Origin of the sequence: Marinobacter sp., from assembly GCF_039977835.1 — a bacterium.
Lineage (GTDB): Bacteria > Pseudomonadota > Gammaproteobacteria > Pseudomonadales > Oleiphilaceae > Marinobacter.
Window position 1 is genome coordinate 83,010 of sequence record NZ_JBDWCL010000006.1, and the last position, 16,949, is coordinate 99,958.

19 protein-coding genes are annotated in these 16,949 nt (G+C 57.7%); 9 read left to right on the forward strand and 10 right to left on the reverse strand.

The genetic code is table 11. The features are described from left to right. Window positions 1–48: 48 nt before the first annotated feature. Window positions 49–891 carry a formate/nitrite transporter family protein gene (locus ABJM11_RS02710; protein WP_348294823.1) on the reverse strand — a complete coding sequence of 281 codons (843 nt, stop codon included), beginning with the start codon at window positions 889–891 and terminating at the stop codon, window positions 49–51. Between the two features lie 367 nt (window positions 892–1,258). On the opposite strand from ABJM11_RS02710, the gene ABJM11_RS02715 reads away from it, so the two are divergent. Next, complete coding sequence (locus ABJM11_RS02715; RefSeq protein ID WP_348294821.1) at window positions 1,259–2,488, forward strand: nucleoside recognition domain-containing protein; 1,230 nt, start codon at window positions 1,259–1,261, stop codon at window positions 2,486–2,488. On the opposite strand, the gene ABJM11_RS02720 is transcribed toward ABJM11_RS02715, so the two are convergent. From ABJM11_RS02720 to ABJM11_RS02735, 4 genes are all read right to left on the reverse strand, one after another. Next, on the reverse strand, window positions 2,485–4,368 hold the full coding sequence (locus ABJM11_RS02720) for an amidohydrolase family protein (protein WP_348294819.1): 1,884 nt from the start codon (window positions 4,366–4,368) through the stop codon (window positions 2,485–2,487). The genes ABJM11_RS02715 and ABJM11_RS02720 overlap by 4 nt on opposite strands. Window positions 4,369–4,487: 119 nt before the next feature. Continuing rightward, window positions 4,488–4,706 carry a zinc ribbon domain-containing protein gene (locus tag ABJM11_RS02725; RefSeq protein WP_348300485.1) on the reverse strand — a complete coding sequence of 73 codons (219 nt, stop codon included), beginning with the start codon at window positions 4,704–4,706 and terminating at the stop codon, window positions 4,488–4,490. A 92-nt stretch (window positions 4,707–4,798) separates the two neighbouring features. Next, window positions 4,799–5,266, reverse strand: coding sequence for a DUF4112 domain-containing protein (locus ABJM11_RS02730; RefSeq protein ID WP_348294816.1), 468 nt, complete (start codon window positions 5,264–5,266; stop codon window positions 4,799–4,801). A 13-nt stretch (window positions 5,267–5,279) separates the two neighbouring features. Beyond that, window positions 5,280–5,987 (reverse strand): DUF3581 family protein, encoded by a 708-nt coding sequence (locus ABJM11_RS02735; protein ID WP_348294815.1) that lies wholly within the window; start codon window positions 5,985–5,987, stop codon window positions 5,280–5,282. Between the two features lie 360 nt (window positions 5,988–6,347). Between ABJM11_RS02735 and ABJM11_RS02740 the strand changes: the two genes are divergently transcribed. From ABJM11_RS02740 to ABJM11_RS02750, 3 genes are all read left to right on the forward strand, one after another. Next, window positions 6,348–7,133: an ABC transporter substrate-binding protein gene (locus ABJM11_RS02740; protein ID WP_348294813.1), complete on the forward strand. Its 786-nt coding sequence runs from the start codon at window positions 6,348–6,350 to the stop codon at window positions 7,131–7,133. A gap of 109 nt (window positions 7,134–7,242) precedes the next feature. Then, entirely contained in the window at window positions 7,243–7,965 is a 723-nt protein-coding gene (locus ABJM11_RS02745) for a MotA/TolQ/ExbB proton channel family protein (protein WP_348294812.1), read from the forward strand. A gap of 12 nt (window positions 7,966–7,977) precedes the next feature. Next, on the forward strand, window positions 7,978–9,045 hold the full coding sequence (locus tag ABJM11_RS02750) for a peptidoglycan -binding protein (protein ID WP_348294811.1): 1,068 nt from the start codon (window positions 7,978–7,980) through the stop codon (window positions 9,043–9,045). Window positions 9,046–9,050: 5 nt separating this feature from the next. Here the strand turns inward: ABJM11_RS02750 and ABJM11_RS02755 are convergent, their stop codons facing one another. Beyond that, entirely contained in the window at window positions 9,051–9,716 is a 666-nt protein-coding gene (locus ABJM11_RS02755) for a hypothetical protein (RefSeq protein ID WP_348294809.1), read from the reverse strand. Between the two features lie 238 nt (window positions 9,717–9,954). Here ABJM11_RS02755 and ABJM11_RS02760 point away from each other — a divergent pair, with 238 nt between their 5' ends. Next, window positions 9,955–10,743, forward strand: a complete 789-nt coding sequence (locus ABJM11_RS02760) for a sulfite exporter TauE/SafE family protein (RefSeq protein WP_348294807.1) — start codon at window positions 9,955–9,957, stop codon at window positions 10,741–10,743. Here ABJM11_RS02760 and ABJM11_RS02765 read toward each other — a convergent pair. Further along, window positions 10,740–11,525 carry a ZIP family metal transporter gene (locus tag ABJM11_RS02765; RefSeq protein WP_348294806.1) on the reverse strand — a complete coding sequence of 262 codons (786 nt, stop codon included), beginning with the start codon at window positions 11,523–11,525 and terminating at the stop codon, window positions 10,740–10,742. The two genes, ABJM11_RS02760 and ABJM11_RS02765, sit on opposite strands and share 4 nt — an antisense overlap. Window positions 11,526–11,682: 157 nt before the next feature. On the opposite strand from ABJM11_RS02765, the gene ABJM11_RS02770 reads away from it, so the two are divergent. Then, window positions 11,683–12,561 carry a diacylglycerol kinase family protein gene (locus ABJM11_RS02770; protein ID WP_348294804.1) on the forward strand — a complete coding sequence of 293 codons (879 nt, stop codon included), beginning with the start codon at window positions 11,683–11,685 and terminating at the stop codon, window positions 12,559–12,561. 12 nt (window positions 12,562–12,573) lie between these two features. On the opposite strand, the gene ABJM11_RS02775 is transcribed toward ABJM11_RS02770, so the two are convergent. Together ABJM11_RS02775 and ABJM11_RS02780 are read right to left on the reverse strand one after the other, a co-directional pair. Continuing rightward, window positions 12,574–13,380: a DUF1338 domain-containing protein gene (locus ABJM11_RS02775; RefSeq protein WP_348294803.1), complete on the reverse strand. Its 807-nt coding sequence runs from the start codon at window positions 13,378–13,380 to the stop codon at window positions 12,574–12,576. Next, entirely contained in the window at window positions 13,367–14,491 is a 1,125-nt protein-coding gene (locus ABJM11_RS02780; RefSeq protein WP_348294801.1) for an arginine N-succinyltransferase, read from the reverse strand. The genes ABJM11_RS02775 and ABJM11_RS02780 overlap by 14 nt, the downstream gene beginning before the upstream one ends. Window positions 14,492–14,631: 140 nt before the next feature. Between ABJM11_RS02780 and ABJM11_RS02785 the strand changes: the two genes are divergently transcribed. After that, window positions 14,632–15,060: an Lrp/AsnC family transcriptional regulator gene (locus ABJM11_RS02785; protein WP_348294800.1), complete on the forward strand. Its 429-nt coding sequence runs from the start codon at window positions 14,632–14,634 to the stop codon at window positions 15,058–15,060. 19 nt (window positions 15,061–15,079) lie between these two features. Here the strand turns inward: ABJM11_RS02785 and ABJM11_RS02790 are convergent, their stop codons facing one another. Beyond that, entirely contained in the window at window positions 15,080–15,364 is a 285-nt protein-coding gene (locus tag ABJM11_RS02790; RefSeq protein ID WP_348294798.1) for a YebG family protein, read from the reverse strand. A gap of 248 nt (window positions 15,365–15,612) precedes the next feature. Between ABJM11_RS02790 and ABJM11_RS02795 the strand changes: the two genes are divergently transcribed. Continuing rightward, a complete protein-coding gene (locus ABJM11_RS02795) occupies window positions 15,613–16,176 on the forward strand; it encodes a LemA family protein (RefSeq protein ID WP_407069953.1) in 564 nt (187 codons plus the stop codon). Then, window positions 16,176–16,919 (forward strand): TPM domain-containing protein, encoded by a 744-nt coding sequence (locus ABJM11_RS02800; RefSeq protein ID WP_348294796.1) that lies wholly within the window; start codon window positions 16,176–16,178, stop codon window positions 16,917–16,919. Before ABJM11_RS02795 ends, ABJM11_RS02800 begins: the two co-directional genes overlap by 1 nt. Window positions 16,920–16,949 lie beyond the last annotated feature (30 nt).

Here is a 16,949-nt window from a genome sequence, read left to right on the forward strand (position 1 = left end):
CCGACCCCGGTCATGTGGCACCAGGGCCGGGCCTCTCATTCTGGTCCGTTACGCCGGAACGCGGTCAGCACTGGCACCTTTCGAAAAGTTGCGCTTTGCGCCGGTACGGATGTGGGTGGTGTACAGGGTCAGGCCGGTAAAGGCCAGGCCGCCTACCAGGTTGCCCAGAACTGTGGGGATTTCGTTCCAGATGAGGTAGTCCATTACCGAGAAGCCGCCGCCAACAATGATACCGAACGGGAACAGGAACATGTTTACAACCGAGTGCTCGAAGCCCATGAAGAAGAACAGCATGATGGGCATCCACATGGCCAGAACCTTGCCGCCAACGTTCGTGGAAATCATGGCGCCGACCACACCCATGGAAACCATCCAGTTACACAGCATGCCGCGGATAAAGATCGTAAACCAGCCAGCCGCGCCATACTCGGCATAGCCCAGCGTACGGGCTTCACCAACACCTGCAATTTTTTCGGCAACAGCGCCGGGTTCCGTGTTGAAGCCGTAGGTGAAAATGAAGGCCATCATGAAGGCGACGGTAAGGGCCGCGGCGAAGTTACCAACGAAAACCAGCCCCCAGTTTCTCAGAATGGTATTGGTGGAAACCCCGGGACGTTTGTCCAGAAGGGCAAGGGGGGTAAGCATGAATACGCCGGTAAGCAGGTCAAAGCCCATGAGGTAGAGCATGCAGAAACCGACCGGGAAGAGCACGGAACCCAGCAGGAAGCTGCCGGTTTGCACCGCCACGGTAACAGCAAAGACAGCAGCGAGAGCCAGGATAGCGCCGGCCATGAAGGCGCGGATCAGCGTGTCGCGGGTGGACATGTGAACCTTGGATTCACCGGCGTCCACCATTTTGGTGACGAATTCTGATGGAACTAGATAGGACATCCTTTATTACCTCGTTTGACGATGAAATTTTCCGGACACAAAAAAACGGCGCCCACACGAAAGCCTGAAAGTCAGGTTTGTGAGGACGCCGTTGTCCGGGTAGTGTTCGATGTTCTGGGCCTGTCGTGGCCCGAGAACCGCTGGCCAATGTCAGTTATTACAAGGCAATACCCGTGCCTGAAAGTTTATATTCGTTAAAAGTCTATTACTATCATTGTGATAGGAAGGTTTTCCTGGTCAATGAGTGTGCAGTTACAGGTATGGCTGTGCGTTTGCCAAACCGGGTGTGGTTCAATTTGGTGCGTGCGGGACAGCGGTGCCCCGAAAATGAACCCATTACTTACCATTCAGGAAGGCGGATCAAACAATGCTAAATGGAATCTGGCTGGGTTTTTTCCTGGTGGCTTTCCTTGCGGCGCTGTGGCAATGGCTGGGCATGGGCGATACGGAGATTTTCAGTCGCCTGGTTGCGGCCATGTTCGACATGGCGGAACTCAGTGTCGAGATCATACTGGTGCTGGTCGGCACCATGACGCTGTGGTTGGGTTTCCTGGCGATTGCCGAGAAAGCCGGCTTGATACAGCTTATGGCCAGAATTCTGGACCCACTCTTCCGCCGGCTGATGCCAGAGGTGCCCAGCGGCCACCCGGCCCAGGGGCACATCACCATGAACTTTGCCGCCAATATCCTGGGGTTGGATAACGCAGCCACCCCCATCGGCATCAAGGCCATGCATTCGCTGCAGGAGCTCAATCCGAGCCGGGATACGGCCAGCAACGCCCAGATTCTGTTCCTGGTACTCAATACGTCGTCACTGACCCTGCTGCCGGTGACCATTTTCATGTACCGCGCGCAGCAGGGGGCCGCTGAACCTACAGCGGTGTTTCTGCCTATTCTGCTGGCGACCACGGCGTCCAGCCTGGTAGGGCTGTTGAGTGTGTCGCTGATGCAGCGGCTGAAACTCTGGCATCCGGTGGTACTTGCCTACCTTCTTTCAGGGGCCGCGGCCCTTGGGTTGTTGTTGACGACCCTGGCGGGCATGTCGGCACAGGCTCTGGGCGCCACCTCGACTCTCGTGGGCAATCTCACCCTGTTTGGTATTGTCATCAGCTTCCTGGTAATAGGTGCCCTGCGGAAGGTGGACGTCTACGACACCTTTATCGAGGGCGCCAAGGAAGGCTTCAGTTTTACCATTTCACTGCTGCCGTTCCTGATAGCGATGCTGGTGGCGATCGGCGTTCTGCGGGCCAGCGGTGTTCTGGATGCGGGTCTTGCGGGTGTTCGCTGGGCCATTGAGGGCCTGGGGTGGGACACCGGATTTATCGAGGCGCTGCCGACGGCCTTCATGAAGCCACTGTCCGGCAGCGGTGCCCGGGCCATGATGATTGAAACCATGGATACCTTCGGGGTGGACAGTTTTCCCGCACTGATGGCGGCGACCATGCAGGGCAGTACCGAAACCACCTTCTATGTGCTGGCGGTGTATTTCGGCGCCGTCGGCATCCGCAAGATCCGCCATGGTCTGGGCTGCGCGCTGCTGGCGGATTTCGCCGGTATGCTGACGGCTATCCTGGTGTGCTATTGGTTCTTCGGCTAAAAGGTAGTTTCCAGTACGATGCCCATTTTTTCCCGGCCCAGTGAGTCGTCGAAAGTGGTTCCGTGCCAGGCAGGATGGCCGGCGATCATCACCAGGGGCACTACGCCATCGGTGCGGTTGACCAGTTGCTCGTGCCGGAACTCCTCGCGGTACTGGCGTTTCACGGTTTTGTTATGGTCCATGCGGCGCAGGGCGGAAGGATTCACCAGAATGAGGTCTGCCTGATAACCCACCTCGATACAGCCTCCTTTGACGCCGAACACCCGGGCGGGGTCACGGGTGAGGCGGCGCACCATATACGCCACGTCCATATCGCCGCCGTCTGACGCCAGTTTCAGTGCGCGCAGATTACCATCGTAAAAGGCCATATTGGTCAGGTGCGCGCCGCTGTCGTTGAAGCCGGGCAGTAGCTGGCGGTCCATAAGCAGGTTGCGTAAGGTGCGCTCGTCCCGGTTGGCGGAAATGGTGTACCAGCTCAGGTCGCGGTCGAACGCCCGCAGCATGGCCAGCACGAAGCCGCCTTCATCCTTCACCCGGGCAAAGTGGTCTTTCAGCAGAGCCTGTTCCGCATCGCTGCATTCAAGGGGCCTGCCGGCATTGACCGCTTTGACCCTCGCATAAACCTCGGAGAAGGTTCTGCCCTCCCAGTCCTTCAGGGGGCAGACGTCGATTGTCATGTCTTCGAGCGTACGATTGAAGGCGTAATCGTCGAGACGAACCAGACGCTTCAGGCGTTTGAGGCCGAAACCGGTCTTGCCGCTCATCCACATCGCCTTGAACTTCATGATGTAGTCCGGGTCGTTGAGGATTTTAAGTCGCCCTTCGCGGTCTTCCAGTTCGGTTTCATTGAGAATGCGCAGCTCTTCAATTTCTTCCGAAAGCGGCGTAACTGCGCCATCGGACCATACCTTGAAGGGCGCCGCCAGGGCCTGCAGGTGGAAGTCCCCTTTCAACAGACGGGAGTTGAGCACCCGGGCCAGCAACCGCGCCAGCCGCACAATCTTGCGGTTGCTATGTACATCCAGGGCTGCCACAACCGTGGTTTTCAGGGGCTTGCCGTGGAGGCGGCCACAGCTGAGCAGGAAGGTCTTGATGGTGCCAATGGTGCTGTCTTTGGGCGGGGTGGCCTGCCAGACCCCACCCTTGCGCCGAACCACATCGGTCAGCCGTTTGATTTCCGGGTACCTGGCAAACTGGGTGGGTATGGTCTTGCGGGTGTTGGGCTGGTTGGCCAGGTAGTGGAAGGGCAGTGCATCGGTCGAGAAACCCGCGTAGCCGTCATCCAGGGCCTGCTCCAACAGTGATTCCATGGCCTGGAGTTCGTTCTCAGTGGGATCCCGGGAGATGCTGGCTTCAAAGCCCATCACTTCAATTCGAAGCATGGAGTGGGGCACCAGGGTAACCAGGTTGGGCCCGAGGCTGAGCTTGTTCAGGTGCTGGATGTACTCTTTCGGATTCTGCCAGTCGACCCGGTCGGCGGTGGCTCGCAGTACTTCCTTGGGGATGTTTTCCACCCGGGCGTAGCAATCCACAATCGGGTCTGCCCCGTCTTCGCGCTGGGCACCGAAGGCCAGCCCGAGGCTGCAGTTGGCGATGACCACGGTGGTGGTGCCGTGGCGCACGGATTCCGGCAGGCCCGGGGCCACTTCCAGTTCCAGATCGTAGTGGGTGTGGATATCGAACAGACCCGGCATGGCCCAGCACTCGCTACCATCGATGACCTTGTGTGCCTTTTGCGGGTCGAGATCGACTCCCCTTGCGGCGATCTTGCCTTCGGCTACGGCTATGTCTTCGTAAGCGGGCAGCTCCCCGCTGCCATCAAAGATTTTTGCGCCCTGGATGAGGTAGTCCCAGACAGTATCGGTTATTCCATCGCTCATAGGTGTTTCACCTGTTTTTGTTCTGGTTTTTGAGGCGGGCCGCAGTTATTGCCTGATGCCGCCGGGGAGGAATCGACCCTGCGGCAATAATAGCCGATATTCCGGAAGTTGGCGTGAGGTCAGGGGGTTATCTCGGTTGTGTCGCCAGCCGGATTGGCCGGGTCATCCCTGGCGATAATGGAGATTGCGCCGATCACAATCACCAGGGCTGCAATCAATACAGTAGCCGCCCCCAGGATCATCTTGAATTTCGAGGTCTGAAGATTTCCGCACTCCGGGCATTTTTTGCTGCCCGGGGAGAGGTTTGCCCCACAGTTGGAGCAAAGGTTGTTCGCCATGGTGGTCGCCCCTTCGGTCATTGAAGTGCCTGCCACAAGGTTAAGCCCAGATGGCGGCGCAGCACAAATCCGCAGTGCTCCCCGCCCGGAAGCTAGACGGCACCCAATACCAATACGCCCAGGGCCGTCAGCGCCGAGAGAATGCCAATCATGACCAGAAGCTGTTTCCAGGGAAATGCCGGTTTTGGCTCTGGCTGCAGTTCGATTTCCAGGTACTCACGGAGCAGTTTTGCGTTGCGGGCATTGGCCTTGAAAGCGAAGTCGAAGGCATCGCCGATAACCGGAACGAGGCCACCAAAAAAGTCGATCGCCATATTACGGATCATCTGCCCTTTGATACGGGTATTGGCGCCCGCGCGATGGGCTTCCAGAAGCACATAACCGGACATGATCAGGCCGGCGAAATCACCGAGGACAGGCACCAGACCTATGAGGGGCTCGAAGCCGATACGGAAGCGGGTAAAAGGTATGCGGATGGCGTTATCGGCCATCCGGCTGAACCTGTCGAGACGGGCGAGCGCCGCCAGTTTGTCTTCCCTGCTTACCGGTGTGGTGGGCATGACAGCACTTCCGTTAATCCCAGGATTTGTTCTTGAGCCGGTAGAATTCCTCAACAACGGCATCCATTGCGGCAGCATCATATTCACGCAAGCCACTTACAACCAGTTTCTTGGAAACCTCACCGGCAATCTTGCCATCGGAAAGCAGCCGGTAGTCAAGTGAGACGTTGCCCCGCTTGCCATCCGGCTTCAGGTCGGCATTATGCAACTCAAGATCAGGGGAAGGTGCGTCGAGGGTGTTCATGGTCAGGCTCATGCTTTGATACATGATCATTGGCCTGTCCGGGTTGAACATTACACCCTCGCTTTCCATCAGTGGCTTGAGGGTGTGGGGGAAGTTCTTGCCAGAGGCCGCGACGTAGCAGCGGGTAAAATTCTCGATAACCGTGTCGTCGTGAGTGGACTCACCACTGCGTTCAACCTCGATATAGACCTTGCCCTTCTCGTCATAGACACGGATCAGGCCGTCGCTGTCTTCGCGAAATTCCAGGGGCACGTTCTCCCCCAGCAGGCTGCGAAAGTGGAACGTCATGTGACGGGAGAGGCCAAAGTGGGACACCAGCAGGGCGAACAGCAAGTCCCCGGGTACGCAGAAGCGCCGGGCATCGGGGTTATGAATCGGGTTGAAATCCCCCGCCACTTCCTTGGCAAATCGGCTGGCCTGGGTCGCGCTGATCAGCACGTGTCCGTCCTGGATTGAATGGTAGCGTTCGAGAAACATGCGGTGCCTTTTCGTTTTCGCAAATATGGAGGGTTACGATAGTGGCCTTAAAAGCCGGTTGCAGCAAGACGCAACGAAACCAATGTCTAAGATAAACGCCAAAATAGCTGCGAATAACTGCCCAAAGGAGGGGACGGTTTCGGTTCAGTCTACGCCCGTCAGAGCTTCAGCGCTGGTTCCTGCCTCCGGGTCATTAAAATCAGCCACAACACAGATACGTTTTGTCACTGACATTTTACGTCAGAACCGCAATGATGGTCGTATTGGCATAAGCGATCAAAGTAATTAGCCTTAAATGCCAGAATGTAGTATTTGCATGCCTATAACCGATAACGCCCCCATCGCTACGAGGATACGAGAATGTCAGCCAGATCAGGCTCCGGAATTTCAGCCCCCCTGCCATCGATCAAACGTGTTGCGCAAGGCCTGTTATTGCTGACACTGATGCCGACTGCCGTCGCCGATGACAAACTCTATATTTTTACCGAGAACTACCCACCCTATAACACGTCGACCACGGGCGAAGGCTTCGCCCACAGCGCAGAGGACATCACCGGGATCTGCACCGGTATGGTCAAGGAAATGATGGCGCGGGTCGACTACGACTATGTTATGAAAATGCGTGACTGGAGCCTTGCCTACAACTGGGTTCAGGGGCGTGAAAATCATGGGCTTTTCTGCACGGCCCGGACAGACGAACGGGAAGATGAGTTCCAATGGGTGGGGCCGCTTGCGCCCATCAAGTGGACGTTGTTTGCTTCGCCGGACTCCGATATCGAAATTGAAACCCTTGAAGATGCAAAGCAGTACAAAATTGCCGGCTACAAGGGTGATGTGATGTCGGACTACCTGGCAAGCGAAGGTTTTGAGGTGATCATGAGCGTGTCTGGTGAACAGAATCCGCGCAGGCTGACACTGGGCCAGGCTGACCTATGGGTAACGGATGGACTGGTAGGCCCTCTGGTAGCAGAGGAGGAACATGGTATTACCGGCCTGAAACCGGTTCTTGTTTTCCGGGAAACGCCGATGTATCTGGCGGTCAGCAACGAAACCGCCCCCGGGATTGTGCAAGATCTGCAACGGGGGCTGGACGAAGCCCGCGAGAGTGGCGCGCTGGACAGCATTATTCGCCGGTATCAGCCCTGAAATCGGGCAGGTAACAAATACGTAACCCTCCTGGTCCCGATTGAGTTCAGCAGGGGGCCAGGGCTTGTGCTAGCTTTTAACGTGTTTCCCGATAAAACCGGTGGCGTTGATGAGCAATCCCAAGCATACCCTTTTCTGGATGACACTTTTCCTGGCGGTGGTCGTGGTGGTTTGTGCGTTGATCTACAAGCCACTGCAGACGGCGTTCATGGCGAACTGGGTCTTCAACCTGCTCATTGTCTGTGTACTGTTGGTGGGCATCGCCATAACCTATCGCCAGGTCTTTGTGTTGTTCCCGGAACTGCGTTGGGTGGCGCAGTTCCGTACCGGCCATGCCGGGCTTTCCGTGTTGCAGGAGCCCCGGTTGCTGAAACCGCTGGCTCGTCAGTTGGATGACGACTCCAAGCGGGACCGCTTTTCCCTGTCGACCATGTCGCTGCGTACCGTACTGGATGCCATCCACAGCCGTATGGACGAACAGCGTGAAATTACCCGTTATTTCATCAGCCTGCTGATTTTTCTGGGGCTGTTGGGGACTTTCTGGGGCCTGCTGGGCACCATCAATTCGGTAGGAGAGGTGATCGTCAACCTGGATATGGGCCAGGAGGATTTCGGTGAGGTTTTCGCCGGTCTCCAGTCCGGTCTTCTGAAGCCCCTGGAGGGCATGGGGACGGCGTTCAGTTCGTCACTGCTGGGCCTGGGGGGCTCTCTCATCCTCGGCTTTCTGGATATCCAGGCCGGGCATGCCCAGAATCGTTTTTACGACGGCCTGGAGGAGTGGCTGACCGGCGTAACCAACCTGGTGGACCGGGTTGACGATACAGCGCAATAACAGGCCATCGCCATGATCGGTTCCAGACGTCGCACCCGCAGCACCATCAACGTATGGCCGGGCTATGTGGATGCCCTGTCGGCACTGTTGATGCTGATTATCTTCATGTTGCTGATCTATGTGGTCAGCCAGCTGTATCTTTCCCAGACCCTGTCGGACCGTGACACGGAGCTGGCCAGACTGAACAGCCGGCTAGAAGAAATTTCACGCCTTCTGGGGCTGGAGCGGGAGCAGACAGCGGCGCTGGAAGAAGAAATGGCGACGGTTCAGACCCGTTTCAGCGAAAGCCTCGCGCTGAATGACAGGCTGCGCGCGGACCTTGAAGAGGAAAGGGCAGAACGGTTGGCGCAGCAATACAATGCCGAGGCCCAGGCCACGCGGGTTGAGGACCTGCAGCAGGCGGTTGCAAGTGCCAAATCCGAACTGGACGACGAAGAACAGCTGACGGCCTCCCAGCGCGCAATCATCCAGCAGTTGTCGAACCAGATTGCAGCCCTGCAGGACCAGTTGAGCCGCATCACCGCCGCCTTGCGGCTGCAGGAAGACCTGACCGCTGAAAAACAGGCTGAACTGGAAGAAGTGGGTAAACGGCTGAATACTCTGCTGGCAGAACGGGTCAACGAGCTGGAACGTTACCAGTCCGAGTTTTTTGGTCGGTTACGGGACATTCTGCAGGATAACGAGAACATCCGCATAGTAGGTGACCGGTTCCTGCTGCCCTCTGAGCTGCTTTTTGCCTCCGGCTCAGCCAGTCTTGGGGGCGAGGGCCAGCGGGAGCTGGATAAGCTGGCAGAGGTGCTGCTGGATGTGGCCTCCGCAATCCCGGACGATATCGACTGGATTCTGCGGATCGATGGCCATACCGACCGCCTACCCATTAACACCGAAGAGTTTCCCTCGAACTGGGAGTTGTCCACCGCCAGGGCCGTTGCCGTGGTACGTTATCTGGCATCCCAGGGTGTACCTGAACGCCGTATGGTGGCGGCCGGATTTGGTGAATTCTTCCCGGTTGACGAAGGCAGTTCCGCTGAAGCCCTGCAGAGGAACCGCCGTATCGAAATCAAGCTCACTGACCGGTGAACGGTTCAGCCAGCTCGACCGAAGACGCGCTCGAAAAAGCCCGCCTCGCGCACATCCGGCACCGGAAGGTCGCCGTTGCTCTCGAGGGCCTTGCGCCAGAATCGCTCGGGGTCGTCAAGAGGGGCAACCTTCTGGCGTTCGTCCTGGCTGTATGAGTTGTGGTCACCACCAATGCCTGCTTCCATCAGTTCCTGGCACCAGAGGTAAAGGGCACTGCGGACAACCCGCAGCAGTTTGCAGTAGCTGTCTCTGCTGATGGTGATAGCCAGCTCGGCGCTGAGGTTGATCCGGGACTGCAGTGTCGCCATTTCCTCCCTGTCGAAGACAATGCGGTTACCCGTCCCTTTCTTGCAGCTGAGGCAGGTTTTCTCCAGAGATTTGATGCCCTCCATCATATCCCGGTGTCCGAACTCCTGCTTCTGCTCGTCGTCAACCGGTGCCGGGATCCAGCCATACTGGGGCGAGCGGGCAACGATATGGCCGGGGACGTCACGTCGATAGGGGGGAAGCGCCGAGGGGTCGCCATAGCCGTCGAATTCGGTGCGCATCCACGCAGCCATGGTTCGCTGGCGAAGCATCATGGCCAGGGTGATGGCCGAAGGCATGATCTCTTCAAGTAGCTCACCGCCGTCCTGAAGCCGTTCGTCCAGGTGTTCAACCGCTGCTGACATCGTAATTCTCCCTTAACCACGGACAAGGACATGGGTGGCCCTTCGCCCGATTGTTGTTTTTGTCATAAGATCCGGGCTGCAGCATACACAGGGATCTTTGATTAAAAATTAGGCGCTATCCCGGATTTCTTCCGTTGTAAAAAAGTACCCCTTTGTTACTGGAAGTAATGGGGGGCTGGCGGGTATCCTCTTATGCCTTTGCGTTCGCGACCTTACCTTCCGGAATCTGAGCATATTTATGTCTGAGCTGGCGTTATACCAGTATGTCCTGATTGGTCTGATATTTGTCTGGAGTGGTTTTGTTCGCTCCGGGCTGGGGTTTGGCGGGGCGGTGCTGTCGCTGCCGTTTCTGCTGCTGGTCCTGGATGAGCCGCTGGTTTTCCTCCCCATCATTGCTGTTCACCTGCTGGTGTTCTCGTCTCTTACCATCTGGATGAACAACCGGAAGTCTTCTAGAACTGACGAGGAGGGGCGGACGTCGGCGGGGACCGTGGACTGGCGCTATCTCTGGCGGATTCTGGCCATCATGATTGTGCCCAAGCTGATCGGGGTGTTCGGGCTTATTACCCTGCCTTCGGATGTCATGAGCACCATCATCTTTGTCATTGTGGCCCTGTACTCCGTCTCATACATCCTTGACAGGCCGTTTCGCAGTGGCAGTCGCACAGTAGACACCCTGTTCCTGATGGTGGGTGGATACGTCAGCGGCACCTCGCTGATAGGGGCGCCGCTGATTATCGCCGTGGCAGCGCAACACCTGCCCAAGGAGCGGTTGCGGGATACGCTGTTCGCTCTGTGGTTCATCCTGGTGGTAATAAAAATGGGCGCCTTTATCTGGGTAGGCGTCGACCTGCAGCTGATCCACCACCTTTGGCTGCTGCCCTGCGCCGCCGTGGGTCACGTGATTGGCCTCTATGTCCACGACCGCATGCTGAGAGCGGAAACGCCGGTATTCTTCCGGGTGCTTGGCGTGGTGTTGCTGATTGTCAGTAGCATCGGGATGGCGAAGGTGATTTTCCCGGGCTAACCAAGCGTGGCGTCCAGAAACATCATCACCACAAAGCCACCCAACAGCGAAAACGTCGCCAGGGTCTTGTACTGGCCGCGATGGGTTTCAGGGATGATTTCGTCACTGATGATAAACAGCATTGCCCCTGCCGCAAAGCCCAGTGTCCAGGGCATGATGGGTTCGGCAAGCCACACCATGGCGCTCCCGAAGAGGCCGCCAACAGGTTCCAGCAACCCTGTCAGCACAGCAATAACAAAAGATTTTACCCGCGAGTGCTCAATGGCCAGCAGTGACACTGCTACTGCCAGGCCCTCTGGGATATTCTGCAGCCCGATGCCAATTGCCAGAGCGGTACCATTGCCGATATCACCACCGGCAAAACCGACACCGACCGCCATGCCTTCGGGGAAGTTGTGCAGGGCGATGGCGATGATAAACAGCCAGATCCGGCGGATTCGGGCACTGTCCGGCCCCTCGCGACCAAGGGTGAAGTGCTCGTGAGGCAGGCGTTGGTGAATGCTGAAAAGCAGTCCTGCCCCCATAAGGAGGCCTGCAATCACCATCAATGCGGCCACCCAGGTCGCCCCGGTGAGCTCTTCGCCGTATTCGATTCCGGGAAGAAGGAGCGAAAAAAATGACGCTGCGAGCATGACTCCGGCGGCCGCGCTGAGCATGCCATCCTGCAGTTGCGGCGTGAGCTTCCTCACCAGGAAGACACCCAGTGCGCCAACCCCGGTGCCCAGGCCCGCCAGCAGACTGGCGGTTGCTCCCAGCAGGACTACGTTGACTTCCTCCAGCATTGGCCTCCCTAGTTGTCCTGGTTGCGTCCGCACCCAACCCGATCCGTGTGTTGCCACCAGATTAAACGTTACCCATGTTTATGGCACGTTTCCGGTTTATGACTTATACCTGTTTACGCTCGTTTTAGCACACTGGCTCAGGGAGCGGACGACTGTCATGGTCTACTGGTTGATGGCAAACCCCAAGGCAGGGGAGCAGGGCAGTCGCGGCGCTGATTTCTGGCGCACGCATCTGGAAGCGGCTGGTATTGCCGAAATCCGGGACTGTAACCTCGACAACACCGCCTGGACGAAAGACGTTGGGCCTGGCGATGTTGTGCTTGCCGCAGGTGGTGATGGTTCTGTGAATGCGGCAGCGGGCGTCTGCCTGGATTCCGGGGCTACCCTGGCCGTGCTTCCTTCCGGCACGGCCAATGATTTTGCCCGTAATCTCGGGCTTCCCGAGGACCCACAGGAGATCTGTGATCTGGTGTCCGCGGGCCGAACCCGAATGGTGGACGTCGCCGTTGCCAGGCAAGGGAGGTTCCTCAACGTCGCACACATTGGCCTGGGCACACTTCCCGTGCGAGAGTCTTCAGGGGAAGCCAAGCGTTTACTCGGTCGTTTCAGCTATGGTGCGGCGTTATTACAGAAACTGTCGGCTTACCGGGGCTTTCACGGCGTTATTGAAACCAACAAAGGCAGGATGTCCGGGCGCTGGCTCACTATCGCCATCTCCTCGGGAGCATTCTTCGGCGGTGGCACCGAGATTCCCGAGGCATCCGCCGGCGATGGGCAACTGGATGTGATTGCGGTACGTCCGCGTTCACTGTTCCTGCTAATACTGACCTTTCTCGTTGTCCGCCTGAGCCGCAGCTCTCCGAAGCGAACCAGCACGGTTGTTCAGCTGAAGAGCCCCGAGGTGAAGGTGACCACTCGTTCACCAAAAACCATCACCATGGACGGGGACGTCGCGGGGAAGACGCCGCTGACGGTAAAATGCCAGCCCGCTTGCCTGAGAGTCATCTGTGATGATCTGGTCACAACCGGGGAGTAGCCGGGCTGGATATCAGCTCCGGCTATCCGTACTTTCGAAGATTTTGTCCGCAGAGGCCGCGACAAATCCGCTGTAAAGCTGGCCGTCCGGTTTCGGATAGCGCAGGGCGAATTCATAGAAACAGCTGGGTATGGTCGCGGTCTGATCGGAGAACTGCACTTCCGCCCGGTCCGCCATGGTAGAGGATTGTTCTAGCAGTTCTTCCGGCGACCCTTTGATCTCTCCGCCTGAGCTGTTTACCTTATACCCATTGTCCTTGAGCACCTGATTGATTTCCGCCACCGTGGTGAAACGGCTGAGAGCATTGATGCTTACCGTAAAGTGGTTGGCGCGGAAGCCCCAGGCGGCCACCCAGGCCGCATACTCGCTTTCGTCAAGCAGGGCCCTGTAGGTGCTGTAGCTGACATCCCAATGCCGCCCGGAATAGAGGAAATTATCAGCGGTGACCGCCGCGGGGTCCATCTCGCTCACCAGCTTCCGTATAACGGCCTGCAAGGGTTCGGAGCACTGCTCGAGCAGCAATTCGGAAATAAACACCTTGGGGGCGGAAGGGTCCGGATGTTCGTAGTGTCTGGCATAGAGTTTCTTGGCTTCAAAATGGTAATCGCCGCCCTCCTGGTAACCCAGCGCGAGAAAATGCGCCGCAAGCTTGTCCAGATTCAGCTCTTCGAGGTTATAGGTACGCAGGGCGATGTGGTCATTGACGATTTCGCCACCCTGGGTGTCGTCCAGCAGACGATGGATATCCTCGGCGGAGGGGGTTACTTCACAATAGTTAGCCCAAAGGCGGCCGAACAATGTGTCTCTATCGGTGTGCATGGAGTGCCTCCTGTTGTTGGCAGATTGGAATAGCCACCGGGCGCCTGTCGGTGCGGGCGGTTGTCAGGTCCGTGAACCGTGCCTGCCCATGGTTACTCAGGCCGAGGGTGTTTGCCAGTGTTACCGGTACCTGTAACAGGTTGCGTGAGGGCAGGTACCTGGCAGCAGCGGTGATGGTGGCGCGGAAATTCTCCACGCCGGAGTTGCTGATCGCCAGTATTCGGCCCTGACCGCCGGTATGCCATTTGTCCAGTGCCGGTTCCACGCCATCAACAACCTGGACCCGGCAGCCGATAGAGGCTGAAACAGTCCGGATGTCAGTCAGTCTGGCCTCCACCGTGGGCCCGCCGTCGAAGGGATCAACGTAACCGGTATGGCGGAAGCCTTCGGTCTCAAGCATGTTCAGGGCAGGGCGGGTCTCTTCGTGTACCTGTCCGATAACCGCACGGGCGTTTTTGGCCATCAGGTGAACATAGAGCGGATGCCGGGGCATCAGGTCCGCAATAAAACCGTTATCACCGGTGCCGACCATCCTGGTCACGGTATCGAAGTCAAGATCCACGAAATGCTCGCTCAACCAGTTCCAGAAAGGCGACTGGCCGCTCTCATCCGATACGCCGCGCATTTCCGCGATTACCGTATTCGCAAAGCGTTGTGGATGTTGGGCCATAAACAGGAAACGCACCCGTGAAAGCAGTTTCCCCGCTTGCGCCCTGCGAAACCCCGGCCGCAGGAACAAGGTGCAGATTTCACTGCAGCCGGTGTAGTGGTTGCACATGTTGAGCACTTCCAGGCGCCGAAGCAGGTTCAGATCCGGTGAATGATGGACCACCTGGCTACGATGATAATGATACAGCGGGCGCCGGAGGCCCACTGAGGCTTCGATACCAGTGGTGCCCATGATCTCGCTGGTTTCCGGATCTTCCAGCACAAACAGGTAGCCTTCGTCGCCGGGCGAATGCACGGTGCGCCCGAAACTTGCCATGGAGCGCTGGACTTTGCGGGTAAGGAAATCGAGGTCGTCTACCAGGGAAGTGAACCCGGGGCCGGATTCCACTGCTATCTGTTGCAAGGCAGGGAGGTCTGTCATGGCAACCGGGCGAATAATCATGGCGACATCCTCATCGTTTGCTGGCTGTCTGCGGGTGACGATTAATGAGGCCAGTATGATCAATAAGAATGTCAGTTTGTAGTTTCAAAATATCAAAAATGATAAATTAAAGCTTCAAAATGACATGAAGGTTGGACAATATGCTCGGAAAGCAGGATCAGGCGTTGCTTTTGCTGCTCCGCCAGAATGCCCGTTCCAGCATTTCTGAGCTGGCCCGTGTGCTCGGTGTGTCACGCTCAACGGTGCAGAATCGCATAGCGAAACTCGAGACCAATGGGGTAATCCGCGGTTATTCGGTACAGCTGGGTGGGGAGCTCTCGGACAATCAGGTAGAGGCACACGTGTCGGTAAAGGTTTTTCAGAAGCTGACCGCGCGAACCAACATTGCCCTTGAGCAAATCAGCCAGGTATCCCAGCTGTATTCGGTCAGCGGCGAGTATGACCTGATCGCCATCGTCCAGGCGCAGTCGCTGGAGGAACTCAGCGCTGTACTGGATGAGATAGGCAATCTGGAGGGAGTGGAAAGAACCAACTCAGCGGTGGTGCTGGAAACGCGTTTTCGCCGCTGAGTGGCTGAAGCTGGCAAAATCAGTCGGAGTCCGGCTGCGCCTGTTCGTTCAGCAAAGACGGCTTCTTCAGTGCCTTGCCGAACAGGTCCTTCTCCTCGGCAATGGCCAGTGCCGCCTTCTCGGCCATGGCTTCGTCCATGCCTTCAACCCGCGCCTGCAGGAACTGGGTAATTTCTTCTGCCAGTTCCAGTACCTTGTCGCGGGCGTCGGCGTCAGCTTTGGACGAGAAAAGCATTGCGTCGGGGTTTTTCAGTGCCATCTCCAGTCCGTCCCTCTCCGAGTAATACAGCGCTTGTACGGCCATGATGTTCTCCAGTGTGTTCCCGCACGGTGTCGTGTCTGGTGGGGTTCATTGAGTCGCCGGGAGTATATCGAAGAGATCTGTATATGTATACAGTGTTTCCGGAGCCCTGGGGCGGCAGATGCCGTTGCGGAAGTATGTTAGTGTTCTAGGCTTCCAGGCAACCAGCCCGTTCACCATCAAGGAACCGATACATTATGCACTACGTGAGCACGGCCGTGTCCGGCCGATTCAACGTCCGTCTGGCCGCCATGGCATTGCTGGCCCTGCTGCTGACCGGATGCGGTATCAACAACATTCCCACCTATGACGAGCAGGTCAAAGCGGCCTGGTCGCAGGTGGAAAACCAGTATCAGCGGCGCGCTGACCTGGTCCCGAACCTGGTAGAGACGGTCAAGGGTTTTGCCAGGCAGGAGCAGGAAACCCTGACGGCGGTCATTGAGGCCCGGTCAAAGGCCACATCGATTCAGGTGGACGAGAGCATTCTCAACAATCCCGAGAAACTTCAGCAGTTTCAACAGGCCCAGGGCGAGCTGAGCAGTGCATTGAGCAGGCTCATGGCGGTGTCTGAACGATACCCCGACCTGAAGTCGAATCAGAATTTCCTCGCGCTGCAGTCGCAACTGGAAGGCACTGAGAACCGTATTGCGGTGGCCCGCCGCGACTTTATCCAGGCGGTCGAGCGCTACAATACCGAGATTCGCACCTTCCCGGGCCGGCTGTGGCACAGTTTCCTTTATAGCGACATGGAACTGCGAGCCAACTTCGAGGCAACTGCCCCGAACGCGGAAGAAGCCCCTCAGGTGGAATTCTGATGCCTGTTCTGTTGCGCCGGATAACCCTGTTTGTCGCCTTGAACCTGGTTTTCCAGGCCTCGGCGGTGGCCCAGTCCAGCCCGGAATTTCCGGAGTTGACGGGTCGTGTCGTGGACCAGGCCGATATGCTTCCGCAGCAGGTGGAAGCCAACCTCAGCCAGATGCTGGAAGCCCATGAACAGGCGACCACCGAGCAGGTGGTCGTGGTGACCCTTCCCAACCTGCAGGGCTATGCCATTGAGGATTACGGCTATCAACTCGGCCGGCACTGGGGTATCGGTCAGGAGGGCGAAGATAACGGGGCGCTGCTGGTTGTTGCTGAAGATGAGCGACGCATCCGCATCGAAGTGGGCTACGGCCTGGAGGGCCGCCTCACGGACGCTACCTCGGCGACCATTATCAACCAGATCATTACCCCCGCCTTCCGGCAGGGTGATTTTGCCAGCGGTATTGCCAACGGTGCAGCGGCCATGGTTCAGGTACTGGGCGGCGAACCCCTCGCGGTACCTGAACGCCGGCGTTCCGATGCCGGACAGGACAAGCCTCATCCGGCGCTGGGCATACTGTTCTTTATTATTGTGTTGCTGGCGTTTTTCGGCAGTGGCCGGCGCGGTCGCAGTGCTTTGTTGGCAGGCGCTCTTCTCGGTGGGCTCGGTGGCGGCCGCGGCGGCGGCTTTGGCGGTGGTGGCTTCAGCGGCGGAGGCGGCGGCTTCGGCGGTGGTGGAGCCTCCGGTGGCTGGTAGCCATGCCCGGTCGCAAGGTGCTCAAACACG